At 42.2% G+C, this 16,705-nt stretch carries 10 protein-coding genes and 2 tRNA genes; 11 read left to right on the top strand and 1 reads right to left on the bottom strand.

Translation table 11 applies throughout. The annotated features are described in order from the left end of the window. Positions 1-166 precede the first annotated feature (166 nt). The 6 genes from nrdD (at position 167) to HXT50_RS03190 (ending at position 8,568) form a co-directional block, all read left to right on the top strand. On the top strand, positions 167-2,584 hold the full coding sequence (nrdD, locus tag HXT50_RS03215; RefSeq protein ID WP_004118729.1) for an anaerobic ribonucleoside-triphosphate reductase: 2,418 nt from the start codon (positions 167-169) through the stop codon (positions 2,582-2,584). Between the two features lie 220 nt (positions 2,585-2,804). Next, positions 2,805-3,512, top strand: coding sequence for an anaerobic ribonucleoside-triphosphate reductase activating protein (nrdG, locus tag HXT50_RS03210; protein WP_082851874.1), 708 nt, complete (start codon positions 2,805-2,807; stop codon positions 3,510-3,512). 859 nt (positions 3,513-4,371) lie between these two features. After that, positions 4,372-6,222, top strand: coding sequence for an ABC transporter ATP-binding protein (locus HXT50_RS03205; RefSeq protein ID WP_421777014.1), 1,851 nt, complete (start codon positions 4,372-4,374; stop codon positions 6,220-6,222). Between the two features lie 2 nt (positions 6,223-6,224). Beyond that, positions 6,225-8,276: an ABC transporter ATP-binding protein gene (locus HXT50_RS03200; RefSeq protein WP_004118732.1), complete on the top strand. Its 2,052-nt coding sequence runs from the start codon at positions 6,225-6,227 to the stop codon at positions 8,274-8,276. 102 nt (positions 8,277-8,378) lie between these two features. Next, positions 8,379-8,452 (top strand) — tRNA-Asp (locus HXT50_RS03195). Positions 8,453-8,495: 43 nt separating this feature from the next. Continuing rightward, positions 8,496-8,568: transfer RNA gene (locus HXT50_RS03190), tRNA-Phe, on the top strand. A gap of 49 nt (positions 8,569-8,617) precedes the next feature. Here HXT50_RS03190 and galE read toward each other — a convergent pair. Further along, positions 8,618-9,628, bottom strand: coding sequence for a UDP-glucose 4-epimerase GalE (gene galE / locus HXT50_RS03185; protein ID WP_004107342.1), 1,011 nt, complete (start codon positions 9,626-9,628; stop codon positions 8,618-8,620). A gap of 173 nt (positions 9,629-9,801) precedes the next feature. Between galE and HXT50_RS03180 the strand changes: the two genes are divergently transcribed. From HXT50_RS03180 to dnaE, 5 genes are all read left to right on the top strand, one after another. Next, complete coding sequence (locus HXT50_RS03180) at positions 9,802-10,080, top strand: YggT family protein (protein ID WP_116971142.1); 279 nt, start codon at positions 9,802-9,804, stop codon at positions 10,078-10,080. Between the two features lie 152 nt (positions 10,081-10,232). Further along, the gene (locus HXT50_RS03175; protein WP_004107347.1) at positions 10,233-11,561 is read left to right on the top strand and encodes a DivIVA domain-containing protein; all 1,329 of its coding nucleotides are present in this window, start codon (positions 10,233-10,235) and stop codon (positions 11,559-11,561) included. A gap of 96 nt (positions 11,562-11,657) precedes the next feature. Continuing rightward, positions 11,658-12,152 (top strand): signal peptidase II, encoded by a 495-nt coding sequence (locus HXT50_RS03170; RefSeq protein ID WP_004107349.1) that lies wholly within the window; start codon positions 11,658-11,660, stop codon positions 12,150-12,152. Then, a complete protein-coding gene (locus HXT50_RS03165) occupies positions 12,145-13,083 on the top strand; it encodes an RluA family pseudouridine synthase (protein WP_032842548.1) in 939 nt (312 codons plus the stop codon). Before HXT50_RS03170 ends, HXT50_RS03165 begins: the two co-directional genes overlap by 8 nt. A gap of 46 nt (positions 13,084-13,129) precedes the next feature. Beyond that, on the top strand, positions 13,130-16,696 hold the full coding sequence (gene dnaE, locus HXT50_RS03160) for a DNA polymerase III subunit alpha (RefSeq protein WP_004107352.1): 3,567 nt from the start codon (positions 13,130-13,132) through the stop codon (positions 16,694-16,696). The last annotated feature ends 9 nt before the right edge of the window (positions 16,697-16,705 follow it).

Here is a 16,705-nt window from a genome sequence, read left to right as displayed (position 1 = left end):
TCGCGATTATGACACAAATCACTATATATAGGTGGTTATCTTTGCGTCTTGCCCTAGATATTGTGCATGAGTTGGGTTATAGTAGAGCGAGTCGTTAGAAATAGTTCCCATGTTTGCAACGAGAAAATTTGCTAGAAGGAACAGTGTTTAAGAAAGGTCTGTACCGATGCAGGTTTTGGAAGAAACTGCTGTCACAAGCGCAGAAAATTGTACGGATGATGTAGTTGAAGCTCCAGTTTCTCGTGTGCAGGTCGAAAAGCGCGATGGTCGCGTAGTTGATTTTGATCCGCTGAATATCATTATGGCAATTAAGGCTGCTTTTAAGGACTTAGGCAAGGAAGTCGGTCCGCAAGAAGAGCAGATGATTCGCGATATTTCAGATCATATTGAAGCTGAGATTCAGGATCGTTACAATGGTCCAGCAAAAATCGAAGATATTCAGACTTTGGTTGAGCACAGTCTTATTGAGAATCATCTTTACGAGGTTGCTCGCTGCTACACGAGCTACCGACTGAACCGAGATATCGACCGCGCTAAAGCTACCGATATCAACGAGGCTGTTAACCGCCTTGTAAATCGTGATGAGTCTCTTGTTCGCGAAAACGCAAATAAGGATTCCAATGTTTATGCAACTCAGCGCGATCTTCTTGCAGGCGCTGTTTCCAAGGCTTCTGCGTTCTCTATGCTTCCTCACGCAGTTTCTAACGCTCATATGAAGGGTGATATTCACTTCCACGACGCTGATTATTCGCCATTTACTTGCATGAGCAACTGCTCGCTTCCTGATTTTGGCGATATGCTTGCTAAGGGCTTTGCTCTTGGTAACGCAATGATGGATAGCCCAAAGTCTATTGGTACTGCTGCAACTCAGGTTACGCAAATTATTAAGGATATTGCTGGAGCGCAATATGGTGGTCAGACTGTTAATCGCGCTGACGAGATGCTTGAGCCTTATGCTAAGTGCGATTACGACAAAAATCTTGCTATGGCGCACGCTATGATTCCTGATTCCACGCCAATTCAAGTTGCAAAAGATATGATTGACGGCCTAAAAGCTCAGGAGCCTAAGAATCTTCATTGCTTGGACAGAGATCCACTTCCTGCTGATACTCCTTTTGACGAAAACTTGAGTGAGCTTGATCAGCTTCGTGAAGTTTATGCAAAGATTATGACGCGTAAAGCTATTTACGACGCTATGCAAACGATGGAATATCAAATTAATTCCAACCGTGTTTCTAACGGTCAGACTCCGTTCGTAACTGTTGGCTTTGGCTTGGGTACTTCTTGGTTTGCCCGCGAAATTCAGCGCGCTATTTTGCTTAACCGTATTCGTGGTCTCGGCAAAGATCGTCATACTGCAATCTTCCCTAAGCTTGTGTTTACTATTAAGCACGGTGTTAACGCGGACGCTGGCGACCCGAACTACGATTTGAAGCAGCTTGCGCTTGAGTGCTCTACTAAGCGCATGTATCCAGATGTTGTGTTCTACGAGAATATTATTAAGATTACTGGCTCCTTCAAGGCTCCTATGGGTTGCCGTTCATTCCTTCAGGGTTGGATTGATCCAAAGACCGGCAAAGATGTTGAAGATGGCCGTATGAATCTTGGCGTTGTAACTGTTAACATGCCGCGTATTGCTCTTGAATCTCACGGCGATGTGACTCGCTTCTGGAAGCTTTTCGACGAGCGTATGGAAGTAGCTCACCAGGCTTTGCGATTCCGTATTATGCGTTGCAAGCAAGCAACTCCTGTAAACGCTCCAACGCTATTCCGTTACGGTGCTTTTGGTCGTTTGGAAGCTAACGAAAGTGTGGATCAGCTGTTCCGTAACGAGCGCGCTACAGTTTCGCTTGGTTACATTGGCTTGTACGAAACTACTGCAGTGTTCTTCGGCAAGGATTGGATGCAAGATCACAGCTGGAATGAGGAAGGCAAGGAGTTTGCGCTTTCTTTGGTTCGCCGCATGAATAAGCTTTGCCAGCAGTGGTCAAAGGCTGAAGGCTACCATTATTCTGTTTACTCAACTCCTGCTGAGTCTTTGACTGACCGCTTTAACCGTATGGATCGTCAGAAGTTCGGCCGCATTGAAGGCGTTACCGATCACGACTTCTACACTAATTCCTTCCATTACCCGGTTTGGTTGCAGCCAACTCCTATGGAGAAGCTTCGCTACGAGGTTGACTTCCCGTATCTTGCTTCCGGCGGCTTTATTAACTACTGCGAGTTCCCATGCTTGCAGGCGAATCCTAAGGCTTTGGAAGCTGTTTGGGATTACGCTTACAAGATTGGCATCGGTTACTTGGGTACGAATACGCCAATCGATCACTGCTTCGTTTGTGGATTCCAGGGCGATTTTGAGCCGACTAAAGAAGGCTTCCGTTGCCCGGAGTGCGGCAACAGCGACCCAGATAAGTGCAATGTGACTAAGCGTACTTGCGGCTACTTGGGCAATCCTGTTCAGCGCCCAATGGTTCACGGACGTCACGAAGAAATCGCTCACCGCGTAAAGCACATGTCTGGCGAAACTGGCCATGTGACTCTTAACAACGGTGAGTCTCGTGAATGGTATGAGGAAACAAAATAAACTTAGCTAATTTACTATGTTGAAACTTAGTAAAATAAGTATGACTAGATAATTTAGCTAAATAAATAGCTTTTCTTGTGTTTGTTGTTTGGTGATAATCTGGCCGTTAGAAATGTATTGCGTTTTGTGATTGCACTTTCTAACGGCTGGATTTATTTTATTTTCGCAAATTTGGTCGTTTATTTTTTAGTTGCTTATTCGGTTTGGAAGGGGGTTGGATATGGCTCGCATGAGTTTGCACGATTTTGCGCCTGCAGACGTGAATCGTGGACCGTGGATTCCTACCTCTCTTTCCAATAACCCTCGCGCAGGACAGTGGTCTAGTGAGCGCATGAGCCAGGGGATGATCGCCGATTACAAGCGTTTTTTGATGACTGACGGCGAGGGGATTCGTTGTTCGCTTTACGTTTCCGGCTGCCCGTTCCATTGCGTTGAGTGCTATAACGAGTCGATTTGGGATTTTCGCGCAGGTCATCCTTATACTCAAAAGCTTGAAGATCAAATCATGGAAGATTTGGCGCAGCCTTATGTGCAAGGTTTAACGCTTCTTGGCGGCGAGCCGCTGCTTAATACTGGCATTTTATTGCCTCTTTGCAAGCGTATTAGAAGCGAATTTGGTCATACGAAAGACATTTGGAGTTGGACTGGATACACTTGGGAAGAGCTTATGCGCAAAGGGGAGACGCCTGATAAGCTTGAGTTGCTACGTTACATTGATATTCTTGTTGACGGCCGTTATATGAAAGATTTGCACGATTCGCTGCTGCAATTCCGCGGCTCTAGTAATCAGCGAATTATTGACGTGCCAAAGTCGTTGGAAAATCCGCAAAATCCTCCTGTAATCTGGGAAAAGCTTCACGATCAGGAGCGTTTTATTCCGTCAATTTACGGAAAAGACCGCGCGCAAGGCGAAGGTGATGCTTCGTAATCCTATTGAATGCGCCACTCATACGATATATTTAACAATGTTTGTGGACGATTATAAGAATGCATACATATACACATGTTAAGCTAAATATAATTAACCTAGTAACATCTGTATTGCAAACTGTCAAAAGAATTATGCTAACTATGCTCATAAATACTGTAACTAAACGATATACAGTTGGGTATGTTTTTTCTTTGCATAAATATAAAAGATAGATTAGTAATATTAATAGGACGAATGCTTGAATGGTGAGACTAACAGTATTAATACAAGTGTTATCGTCTTTTAAGTCCTTCAATTGTTTAAAAAAATAAATAGCTGACGAAATATAACAAAGCAGCGTTATTGGCAGTAGAACTATGTGTTTGCTGTTCATATTGTTCCTCACATAATTGTTGATATTAATGTGGAAATTCTCACTGCAAGTCGACACGAATGCCTTTCTGCTGTGCTACAGCGCCAACTATCTTTGTGTTACTCATAAGTTTCTTCTTGGGTGTTGGCTTGAACTTGCAATGATAGTAAAAAAGACATGGATAATGCTACTGAGCAAGTAAGTATTCTATTAATAGCTTTTTTATATTCATGACAGTACCTCTTTATACATGCGAATATACATTTTTTTATTATATAATTTTTTATAAGATGAAATCAATCGTTGTTTATAATTTGAATGTGTAGAAGCACTTTTTCGTATGTGATTTGTCTGTATACTACTATGTCAAAGATTCATCTATTTATGCATTTGGTAATGAAGTAACTCAATACGGAAATGCGCCATGCGCAATAATTCAAATATGTATTTGAAGAAGTGATATTATTAAACCTACACATGACGTTATGTAGGGGAAGGGATGCAATGACAGAAAAGCCGAAGAACAATTCACGAAAAATTAGCAATAATCCTCCTCGCGCATTGCGTACGATTCTGTTATCTTTAAAAAAGTACCGTTTTCTTGGCGTTTTAACAGTTGTTACTATTCTCGTTGAAGCTGCTATGCAAATTGAGATCCCTACAGTAATGTCAAATCTTATTGATTTTGGCATTATGTCACGTTCTCAAGAAGCTGTGCAATATTATGGTTTGCAATTGCTCATTTTTGCTGCAATTGCAATGATTACAGGCATTATTTCTGGTATTTGCTGCGCGCATTCTAGTGCTGGTTTTGGTAAAAATTTGCGCCACAACATGTTTTCACGCTTGCAAGGTTTAAGTTTTTCTGATTTAGATAAGTTTTCTAGCGGCACTGTTGTTACGCGTATGACTAGCGATGTGTCAAATGTGCAATTTGCTTACCAAATGATTATTCGCTCTGGTGTTCGCAGCGTTATGATTATCATCACTGCTTGGTGGTTTACTTTTTCAATTAGCCCTGCTATCTCGTGGGTTTTTCTTTCATTCGTGCCTATTGTTGGTGCAATTGGCGCTTTTGGTGCGAGTATAGTTGCTCCAGCATTTTCTCGAATTTATCGAATGATTGACGAGATGAATAATAGAGTTGGCGAGAATTTGCATAATATTCGCGTCGTAAAGTCTTATGTGCGTTCTGATTATGAAATAAGTCGTTTTACGTGTATTTCGCATAAAATCTATGATTATTTTATTAAAGCTGAGTATGTGTTAAATTGCAGTATTCCTTTGTTTAACTTATGTTTTTATTCTGGCATGCTGCTTATTGCGTGGTTGGCTTCGCACGAAATTGTGGCTTCAGGAAATAATCCTGCTTTTGGTTTAACAACGGGAAATCTTGCTGCATTAGTAGTGTATGCTTTGCAAATTTTGTTTGCTTTAGCGAATTTAGTTGCAGTTTTTGTAATGTCGTTAACAGCTCGAGCTTCGATGCATCGTATTTCACATGTTTTGCAATCTCGAAATACTGAAGTTGTTTCCAAGCATCCACTGACAAAGCTTTCTGACGCTTCTGTGCGTTTTGAAAATGTTTCGTTACGCTATCCTCAATCAGATAATACAGATGAATCCACTCCAGCAGAACAGGAAATTTTACATGATATAAATATATCTATTCCTGCTGGAGCAACTGTTGGCGTTGTTGGTGCAACGGGATCTGGAAAATCAAGTTTAGTGCAATTAATTGCAAGACTTTATGACGTAACTTCTGGCACTCTTTTTGTAGGCGGAAAAGATATTCGCGATTATGATTCTTCTAGTTTGCGTGAAGAAGTTGGTGTTGTTCTACAAAAAAATATTTTGTTTAGTGGCACAATTGCAGAAAATCTTCGCTGGGGTAGGGCGGAAGCAAGCGATAATGATTTGCGTCAAGCTTGCGAAATTGCTTGTGCTGATGAGTTTATTAAAGATTTACCAGACGGCTACAATACGCATATTGACCAGGGTGGTAAGAATGTTTCCGGTGGTCAGCGACAGCGTTTGTGCATTGCGCGCGCACTTTTGAGGAAGCCGAAAATTTTAATCCTCGACGACTCGATGAGTGCGGTTGATATGAAAACGGATAGTAAAATTCGCGATGGCTTGAAAAAGTTTATGCCTGATTCTACGCAAATTATCGTTGCTCAGCGCATATCTTCAATCGAACATGCGGATATTATTGTTGTTCTTAAAGATGGTCGTGTTGTTGCTAACGGTTCGCATGATGAATTATTTAAATCTTGTGAAATTTACAGAAATATGGCGGTTTCTCAAGAAAAAAGTCGCATAACTAGCGCAACTAAAGAAGAAGGAGCTAAATAACAATGGCTAAGAATAAAACGGCTCACTCTTCTAAAAATGATTCAGCTATTAGTTGGAAAACTCTTAGCAGACTTGCCTCTTATGTGCTTGTGTATCGAGTTAAAATTTGCGTAATTATTGCATCAATAATAGTTAGCGCAATCGTGCAAGCTGCAAGCGCAATGTTTTTGCAATCTCTTGTCGACTCGTATATTCTTCCGCTTGTCGGTAAGCATAATCAGGATTGGACGCCTCTTGTTCGCATGATTATTCTGATGGCAAGTGTTTATGTTGTTGGCGTGTTTTGTTCTTGGCTTTGGAGCAGGCTTGTTGCGAATATATCTGAAAGTGTTATGCGTGATTTGCGAGATTCTATGTTTAAGCATCAGCAGAAGCTTTCATTGCGTTACTTAGATTCTCAAGGTTACGGCGATATTATGAGCCGTTACACAAACGATACTGAGGTTCTTCGTGAAGCAATTTCGTGGGCTTTTCCTGACTCTTTTTCTGCACTAATGTCAATTTTGGCAGCATTTATATCTATTATGTGCTTATCGCTTCCGGTTGCAGTTTTTGTAGCTATATTCACTGCAATATTGCTTTATTTAGTGCGTTTTATGCTAAAGAAATCTGGCAGTTTATTTGAACAATTCCAGCATGCATTAGGCGAGTTAAATGAGTTTGTTGAAGAATCTGCAACTGGAAGCAAAGTAATTAAAATTTTCAATCATGAAGCAGATTCTATTGAAAAATTAGATAATTGCATAGAAAAAGTGCAAAAAATTTCTGCAAGTGCGAATTCTTATGCAAATAACGTAATGCCTGTTATTAGTAATGCAAGCTATTTGCTTTATGTATTAATTGCTTTACTTGGTGCGTGGGCTGCTTCAGTGGGTCTGCCAACGCTGGGATTATCTGGATCTAGTACTCTTACATTGGGTACGCTTATATCTTTGCTGGCACTTTCGCGCGCATTTATTAACCCTATTGGCGAAATTACAATGCAAGCTAACGCACTTATGATGGCTCTTGCAGGAGCTTCTCGTATTTTTGAGTTACTTGATGAAAAGCCAGAACTTGATTCTGGCAGTGTGCAATTAGTTAAAGTGCGTGTACCTCAGTCTGATGAAGATCTTGAAGAAAAATCAGCATTTGATGTGCTTGAAGAAGTAGACGAACAATCTGAAGGAAGCAATATTTATTGGGCTTGGAAAAGATCAAAGCAAGATAATGGCACTAAAGCTAAAAAGCGCGCTCAAAACTTAAGCGAAATGGCTCAAGAGATTGTGTGCCATGCAAAGCGAGATGCTCGCACTTCTAAGGATGGCCGCTATACTTTGCTTCGAGGCGATGTGCGTTTTACGGATGTTGTGTTTGGTTACAAAGAAAATCATCCAGTTTTGCACGATATTACGTGGTTTGCAAAACCTGGTCAAAAAGTTGCTCTTGTTGGAGCTACGGGTGCTGGAAAAACTACTATTGCTAACCTTCTTACGCGTTTTTACGACATTGATGATGGACAAATTTTGTATGATGGCATTGACGTGCGCGATATTTGCAAAACGGATTTGCGCCACGCTATTGGCACTGTTTTGCAAGATGTGAATTTATTTACAGGCACAATAATGGACAATATTCGTTATGGAAATCTTGATGCTAGCGACGAAGATTGTATTCAAGCTGCAAAATTGGCTCATGCTGACGCGTTTATTTCTCATCTTCCTGACGGATACAATACGCAGCTTAACAATGGTGGTGAAGGGCTTTCTCAAGGTCAGAAACAGCTTATTTCTATTGCTCGTGCTGCAGTAGAAAATCCGCCTGTGTTAATTCTTGATGAAGCAACTTCATCGATTGACACGCATACTGAAGAATTAGTTCAACATGGAATGGATTCTTTGATGGAAGGGCGCACTGTATTTGTAATCGCTCACAGGCTGTCTACAGTGCGCAATTCTGATGTGATTATGGTGCTGGATCACGGTCGCATTATTGAGCGCGGTTCACATGAGGAATTATTGGCAAAACGTGGGGAGTATTATCAGCTTTGCACTGGAGCTGTTGAGCTTGAATAATAGCTTGATTTTGTGCTGCAACACGCCGAACACGCGCGGCACTTGCATTTTGCTAAGGATTCTGTAAGATAGTGACTCGGCTGTTCGAGAGAACAAAGCCACGGCCCCGTAGCTCAGTTGGTTAGAGCGCCGCCCTGTCACGGCGGAGGTCACCGGTTCAAGTCCGGCCGGGGTCGCGATTAGTAGAATACCCGGTTCGCCGGGTTTTTTATTCATCATGGCTCTGTAGCTCAGTTGGTAGAGCGAGCGACTGAAAATCGCTAGGTCAGCGGATCGATCCCGCTCGGAGCCACAACAAAAAACGCGCGACACGATTTGTGCCGCGCGTTTTGTTTTATTCGCTAGTCAAGCTGCTTCCACGAATCAACATCAATATGATGCTCAGGATTTGCCTGCCAAGCTGCCCAAGCAGATTCTACGATATCCTTAACGTCGTAGCGAGCATGCCATCCCATTTCTTCGTTAATTCGCTTCGTGCTGCCAATAAGCTGTGGAGGATCTCCAGCTCTGCGATCAAGAACAGTTTCTTTAAATGGCAAACCGGTCACTCTGCGCACTTCGTCAACAATTTCGCGCACAGACGTACCCTTACCAGTTCCTACGTTAAAAGCGTCGTACTTGCGCTCGTCGCGATCCAAATACGTGAGTGCCGCAATATGCGCGTCTGCTAAATCAGAGACGTGAATATAGTCGCGAATGCAAGTACCATCAGCAGTAGGGTAGTCGTCGCCAAAAATAGCAGGTGCTTTTCCTCGCTGTAGTCTGTCAAGAAGCATAGGAATTAAGTTCAAAATCGCAGGATCTTCCAATTCCACCGGCCCGCATCCAGCTACGTTGAAGTAACGCAGTGCGCAGAAGCGAATTCCGTATGTGTGCTCGCAAGCACGTGCCATCCACTCGCCAAAAAGCTTGGTTTGACCATAAGGGTTAATTGGCAACATTGGCACAACATCTTCTGGTACAACTTCAACAGGAGGCACGCCATAAGTTGCTGCAGAAGAAGAAAATACGAGCTTCTTAACTCCGCTATCTTTCATGCCTTCAAGCACATTAAGCATGCCGTTAATATTCTGTTGATAATACCAAAGTGGCTTTTCTACGGACTCTCCAACTTGCTTTCTAGCAGCAAAGTGAATTACAGCATCAACATTCTCGTCCTTCATGATTTGCGCAAGTCGTTTTCCTGCATCAGGAGAAGAGATATCCATACCATAAAGACGTGCGCCTTCAATTCTTGTAGGCTTTCCGTAGCTTAAATCATCAACGACGACGACATTTTGATTTGTTTCATGTAAGGCGTGAACTACGTGTGCTCCAATGTATCCGCATCCACCTGTAACGAGAACAGTCATTGTCGACCTTCCTTTTGAATAATATCAATACAATCAGTGAGATTATATCTCGTAAAACTGAAGTTTAATGATATGCATCTGTTGCATAGCATCTGTTATTCTTGCATTTTGATTCTGCAGCGTATGCTTAACTTAAATGTGTCAGTTGTATTATTTTGTAGGGTGATGTTCGAATGATATTTGTTGCGTTATCTATATTGCGTGTGATTATACGCGCTTATTTGATAATAATGATTATTCGAATGGTTGCAGATTGGTTATTTGTGCTTGTTCCTCGTATGCGTCCTAGAGGTGTTTTTAATTTTCTAATACGGATTATTTATTTCACAACAGAACCGCCATTACGCGTATTGCGCAAGTTTATTCCGCCAACTCGTTGTGGAAATATTAGTATTGACGTAAGTTATATGCTTTTATATTTTGTTTTGTACGTTCTTCAAATTTGGTTATAGATGAGTTTACGTTTTTTCAACGCGTAATTTTTATAAAAGCGGCGTTTTGTTACATAAATTTTTGTATTAACCGCACTAATTTTCTGCGGACGTGATAGCATCGAATAGATATATATCAAAGGGCTGTGCCCAAAAAGCGAGGTGTAAAGCATATGACTCTGTTGACGCCTAAGGACATTCGAGAGCATACCTTCCAAATTGTACGTTTTAAGGGAGGTTATGACGTTGACGAGGTCGACGAGTTTCTCGATCAGGTTACAGAAACAATAGAAGCACTCGGTCAGCAGGCAGTGCAGGGCCTAGGGGCTTCCACGCAATCTCTTGGCCGTGATGTTGCGGGTTTGAATACGAAGATTGCTGAGTTAACTTCTAAGGTAGAATCCTTAACTAAAGAAAATGAGGCATTGCGTAATGCTTCTAAGAAGCAGGGTGAATCAAATGAAGCTGCTTCCCAACTTGAAGCTACTGCAACTAAGTTGCGTGAAGCTGAAGAAAGTAATCGTGCTTTGACTGCTCAAAACCAGCAGTTGAAGGAACAGTTAGATGGTTTGGGTGCACAGGTAGATCAGTTGACTGCTCAAACTGCTCAAGCAGACAATGCTAAGCAGGTTCAAAAAGAGCTTGAAACTGTTACTCGCGAGCGTGACGACTTCCGTGCAAGCAGCGAAAACTTGGGTCGCGAGCTTGAAACTGTTCGTCAGCAGCTTGTTGTCACTCAGCAAGAAAACACTAAGATTGAGGAACTTTCCAAGCAATTGGAAGAGTCCCGTCAGCGTGAAGAGCAGCTTCGAAAGCAGGTTGCTAAGATGGAGCCAAATACTGAAACAGGTAGCTTGCAAAAGATTGCTGGTGCTGGTGCAGAAGCACAAGGTTCTGAACCAGAACGTGCAACTGCAATGTTGACTCTTGCTATGCAATTGCATGATCAATATGTAGATAAGGGCAAGGCTAAGGCTCAGCAAATTGTTGAAGAAAGCCAAGCTCGTTATAATGAAACTGTTGCTAAGGCGGATGAATATTCTGCACGTACTCGTTCTGAAGCTGAAGAGTACAGCAAACAGACTCATGCTGATGCTGACGATTACTCTACTCGTACTCGCAGCGATGCTGATTCTTATGCTGCTCGTGCTCACAATGAAGCTGATGCTTACTCTGGTAAGGTTCGTCAAGCTGCTGATGATTACTCTAAGCAGACGCATGATCAAGCTGACCAGTATGAGGCTGAAGTACAGCATCGTGCTGCAGACTATGATTCTACAACTCGTACAGCTGCTGATGCATATGCTCGTCAGGTACGTGAGAATCTTGAGAAGCAAACTCAAGTTATTGAAGGGAATATTCAGAGCCTCAAGCAGTTTGAAACTGAATATCGTACTCGCTTGACTGATTTCCTTGGTCAATTGGTTGCTCAAGTTTCTGATGAAAATACCTATGCTGGATTAGGTCAGAAGCAGGGTGAGGAATCTGGTAAGCAAGAGTAGTTTTTAGCAGTGCGTAACTGATATTTTAAAATGTTGTGCACTGCACCGATACTATTTGAATTACTAAAGATCGGATAAATATTGACGCATAGAGATGTGCGTGTGAAACGGCTACGTACTCGCGTAGCCGTTTTTGCACTGATTGTTTTTATTGGTGTTGTGCTAGATCGCATAACAAAACTCTGGGCTTTGTCGACGCTTAGTGACGGGAAAAACATTGAGCTTGTGCCGCACTTGCTTTCTTTAACTCTTGTACGAAATCCTGGAGCATCATTTGGCTTAGGTTCTTCTTTTACATGGGTTATCAGCGTATTAGCTTGTGCTGCTTGTGGTGCCATGATAGCGGCTATTAAGCACACAAAATCTTTGTATTGGACTATTGCGTTTGCTCTAGCGTTTGCTGGAGCTTTTGGAAACCTCATTGATAGAGCGCAATATGCTCAAGGTTTTTTGAATGGCAAAGTCGTAGATTTTATAAACTACGGTTGGTCTGTTGGCAACGTTGCGGATATTGAGCTTATGTTTGCAGGAATCGCAGTTGTATGCCTTATTTTGATTGGGATTCCTCTTTTAGAGCATGCCGATGAGTGATATTTGCTTTAAAGTTACAAGCCAATTTTCCGGCTGCAGATTTGACGTTTGTTTATCAAAACTAATGGGAGTTTCGCGTGCAAATGCGATATCTCTTATTGAGCGTAACCAAGCGAAAATCTTAGGTAGAAAATCACAAAAATCCTCCATTTTACAAGATGGAGATACGATTGTTGTCGATCAAAAAGAAAGTGCAGAACGAAAAGAAGAGCGAAATAATAAATCTTCTGTATGTAATATTCCAATCATTTACGACGACGACGATGTTGTTGTAATAGATAAGCCTGTTGGAGTGGCGTCTCACGCAGCAAAAGGATGGAGCGGGCCGACAGTTCCAGAATGCCTAGAAGCTGCTGGAATAGATATAAAAACAACGCTGTGCGACGAATCGCGCAAAGGAATCGTAAGCAGATTAGACGTTGGAACAAGCGGATTAATGATAATTTGCAAAACAGACTTTGCCTATGAAGTAATGAAAAATCAGTTTGCAAAGCATATCGTTAAAAAAACATATCATGCGCTTGTTCAAGGAGATTTAGCGCAAGATAAGGCAACTATTGATGCTCCTATAGGTCGCGCAAAAGTATCTGATTTTCGTTTTACTATTACTTCGGACGGCAAGCCTGCTGTTACGCACTGGGATGTGCTTGAGCGTTTTGGTCAAGCAACGTTAGCAAGTGTTAATTTGGAAACTGGTCGTACGCATCAAATACGCGTTCATTTTTCGTCTATAGGTCATCCTTTGGTTGGGGATTCAATGTATGGAGCGAACCCAGTTTTGGCTCAAAAACTTGGGTTGCAACGTCAATGGTTGCATTCTATGGAACTTACTTTTACGCATCCGCGCACGGGTAAATCAGTGACTGTTAAGTCGCATTATCCTCTTGATTTGCAACACGCGTTAGAAGCTATGCGAGCATTATTAAAGTAACGTTTTTGCATTTTTTCAGTCAACTTTCGCTTATAGAATATCTTTTATGACTCAGCCGGAAACCAATTTTGTGCATTTACACAATCACACGCATTATTCACTTCTAGATGGTGCGTCAAAAATACCTGATTTAGTAGCGCGCGCTAAAGAATTAGGTATGCCGGCTGTTGCAATTACGGATCATGGCAACATGCACGGCGCGTACGAAATGTGGAGTACGGCTGTAAAAGCTGGAATTAAGCCAATTATTGGCATAGAAGCGTATGTTACTCCGGAAACAGCAAGACAAGACAAAAGTCGCGTGCATTGGGGCACGGAAGATCAGCGTGCAGATGACGTTTCTGGCGGTGGTTTAATTACGCATATGACTTTGTGGGCGGAAAACGATACCGGCTTAACAAATCTTCTTAAAGCTTCGTCTGTTGCAAATCTTGAAGGCCGTGTAATGCGCTACCCGCGTATGGATAAAGACGTGCTTTCAACTTACTCAAAAGGTGTAATTGCGTCTTCAGGATGCCCTTCTGGAATTATTCAAACGCGTCTTCGTTTAGGTCAGTTCAAAGAGGCTTTACGAGCAGCTGGCGAGTTTCAAGATATTTTCGGGCGTGACAATTTCTTTATTGAGCTTATGAATCACGGGCTTTCTATTGAAACGCGCGTAACTAAAGACTTGCTTGAAATTGCAAAAAAACTTAATGCACCTCTTCTTGCAACGAACGATTTGCATTACGTTCATGAAGAAGATCGTGAAGCGCAAGATGCTATGTTATGCATTAATTCTGGTTCTAGGCTTGACGATCCTGACCGTTTTAAGTTTGACGGTTCAGGATACTATTTGAAGTCCGCTGAGCAAATGCGTGAGCTTTTTAAAGAATTTCCAGAAGCTTGCGATAACACGCTTGAGATTGCTCGTCGATGCAATGTTATGTTCGACGACGGTGAAGATGGCGCTTTTATGCCGCAATTTGACTGTCCGGAAGGTTGGGATGAGACTTCGCTATTCCTTAAAAAAGTTGAGGAAGGTTTGGAGCGTCGTTACAATAACAACATCCCAATGGAAGTTTTAAAGCAGGCCGATTACGAGTGCGGTGTGATTTGCCAAATGCAATTCTGTGGATACTTTTTAGTTGTTGCAGATTATATTAATTGGGCTAAAGCGCATGGTGTAATGGTAGGTCCTGGTCGTGGTTCTGCTGCAGGTGCTATGGTTGCGTACGCAATGGGCATCACAGAGCTTGATCCTATGAAGCATGGTCTGATTTTCGAACGCTTCTTAAACCCAGAGCGAGTATCCTTGCCTGATATTGACGTTGATTTTGACCCGGATGGTCGAGCTAAAGTTCTTGAATACGTGGGCGAAAAATACGGTAGAGATAAAGTTGCTCAGTGCGTTATTTACGGAACTATCAAAACGAAGCAAGCTCTTAAAGATTCTGCGCGTATTATGGGCTACGAGTTTTCAGTGGGCGAAAAAATTACGAAAGTTCTTCCTCCTGCTAAAAACGGCAAAGATATGAGCTTGCACGATATTTTCGACGAAAAATCAAAGCGATATGCTGAAGCGCGCGAGTTTCGCGAAATGTACGACACGGATCCAGATACTCATCGCATTACGGAAGAAGCTAAGGGCATTGAAGGTTTGATTCGTCAAACAGGTGTGCACGCTTGTGCAACAATCATGGGTTCGGAGCCAATTACAAACACTTCACCGCTTTTAGAGCGTACTGACGGTACTATTACTACAACTTTTGAGTATCACACTTGTGAAACGCTCGGTCTTGTAAAAATGGACTTTTTGGGGCTTTCTAACTTAACGGTTATTCGCGATACTTTGCGAAATATTGAAAATAATGGGAAGGATCCGATTGATTATACTAAGATTCCGTTAGACGATAAAGCTACTTATCAACTGCTTTCTAGGGGTGACACTTTAGGCGTTTTTCAGCTTGATTCCGACGGTATGCGTGCGCTTCTACGTACTTTGAAACCGGATAATTTCAACGATATTTCGGCTTTGATTGCACTTTACAGGCCTGGTCCTATGGATATGGATTCGCATACGAATTACGCTAAGCGCAAGAATGGTTTGCAAGATATTATCCCTATTCATCCAGAAGTTGCTGAGCCGTTAAAGGAAGTTTTGGACGAAACTTACGGTTTGATTGTTTACCAGGAGCAGGTGCAGTCTGCAGCGCGTATTTTAGCAGGCTACAGTCTTGGTAAAGCAGATGTGTTACGTCGAGCAATGGGCAAGAAAAAGCCGGAAGTGCTGGCAAAAGAGCAAGTGCCGTTCTTTGAAGGTATGAAAGCTCACGGATATTCTGAAGAAGCTGCACAAGCTGTGTGGGATGTTTTGGTTCCGTTCTCTGGTTACGCGTTTAATAAAGCTCATTCTGCAGCTTATGGCTTGATTTCTTACTGGACTGCATACCTAAAAACGCATTATCCTGTGGAATTTATGGCAGCTTTGCTTCAAAACGAACGTACGAATAAAGACAAAACTGCACTGTACTTGGGCGAGGCAAGGCGCATGGGTATTCAAGTTTTGCAACCTGATGTAAACGAGTCTGTTCTTGAGTATTCTGCAGTTGGAGATGTTGTGCGCTTTGGTTTGGGTGCTATTCGTAACGTTGGAGACAAAGCAGTAAACGATATTATTACTGAGCGCGAAGGTGAGCGCGGACGTTTCGTAAACTTTATGGATTTCGTACAACGTGTTCCTATTAGTGCACTTAATCGGCGTTTAGTAGAATCACTTATTAAAGCTGGAGCTTTTGATTCTATTGATTCAAATCGTCGTGCGCTGTTTCAAATTTGTGATCCTGCAATTGATTCTGTGATTGCGCTTAAGCGTAAGCAGGCAGAGGGTCAGTTTGATTTATTTGCTGATCTTGATTCGTCTTCTGACTCGGATGACGACAACGGTATGGGAGATATGCAAATTACTGTACCGGATGTTGAAGAGTGGGATAAAAAGACAAAGCTTAATTTTGAGCGAGAAATGCTTGGATTGTACGTTTCTGATCATCCACTAAGCGGATTGTCTGCAGTTTTGGCAGATTTACGTGAGATGTCAATCGCTCAACTGATCGACAGAGCGAGAACTATGAGTGACGGTCAGCAAGTAACTATTGCAGGCCTAGTTACAAGCGTAGATAGGCGAGTGTCTCGAAAAGGTAACGCTTGGGCGATTGTCACAGTTGAAGACATGGAAAGTTCAATACAATGCATGTTCTTTGGCAAAGTGTACGAAGCTTCAGCGCAAGAACTTGCAATTGATCAAGTTGTGCGTATTCGTGGACAAGTTGAAGTGCGTGATGAAACTGTTTCAATGCGTGCTACAGAGTTTGAAATACCAACTCTTGAATCAGTGGATGAAAGACCTTTAACAGTTGTTATTCCGCGTAAAGTTCTAGATAAAGGTCATGTTGCGCAATTAAGTGACATTTTGAGCCGACACCCAGGCTGCTGTGAAGTGCGCTTGGCTCTTGTCGATGATACTGGCAAGGCGCAAGTTCTTACGTTTGGGGATCGTTTCCGTGTAAAGCGAGATACTTCTTTGTTTGCTGAAATGAAAATTGTTTTTGGATCTAGTTGTTTGCCTAGTGCGTAGAAAATATGC

Origin of the sequence: Gardnerella sp. KA00243 (assembly GCF_049244105.1) — a bacterium.
Lineage (GTDB): Bacteria > Actinomycetota > Actinomycetes > Actinomycetales > Bifidobacteriaceae > Bifidobacterium > Bifidobacterium leopoldii.
This window is presented reverse-complemented; position numbering and strand designations above follow the sequence as displayed.

Coding starts and splice junctions, on each gene's coding strand:
- nrdD (WP_004118729.1), top strand. CDS start 167: ATGCAGGTTTTGGAAGAAACTGCTGTCACAAGCGCAGAAAATTGTACG.
- nrdG (WP_082851874.1), top strand. CDS start 2,805: ATGGCTCGCATGAGTTTGCACGATTTTGCGCCTGCAGACGTGAATCGT.
- HXT50_RS03205 (WP_421777014.1), top strand. CDS start 4,372: ATGACAGAAAAGCCGAAGAACAATTCACGAAAAATTAGCAATAATCCT.
- HXT50_RS03200 (WP_004118732.1), top strand. CDS start 6,225: ATGGCTAAGAATAAAACGGCTCACTCTTCTAAAAATGATTCAGCTATT.
- galE (WP_004107342.1), bottom strand. CDS start 9,628: ATGACTGTTCTCGTTACAGGTGGATGCGGATACATTGGAGCACACGTA.
- HXT50_RS03180 (WP_116971142.1), top strand. CDS start 9,802: ATGATATTTGTTGCGTTATCTATATTGCGTGTGATTATACGCGCTTAT.
- HXT50_RS03175 (WP_004107347.1), top strand. CDS start 10,233: ATGACTCTGTTGACGCCTAAGGACATTCGAGAGCATACCTTCCAAATT.
- HXT50_RS03165 (WP_032842548.1), top strand. CDS start 12,145: ATGAGTGATATTTGCTTTAAAGTTACAAGCCAATTTTCCGGCTGCAGA.
- dnaE (WP_004107352.1), top strand. CDS start 13,130: ATGACTCAGCCGGAAACCAATTTTGTGCATTTACACAATCACACGCAT.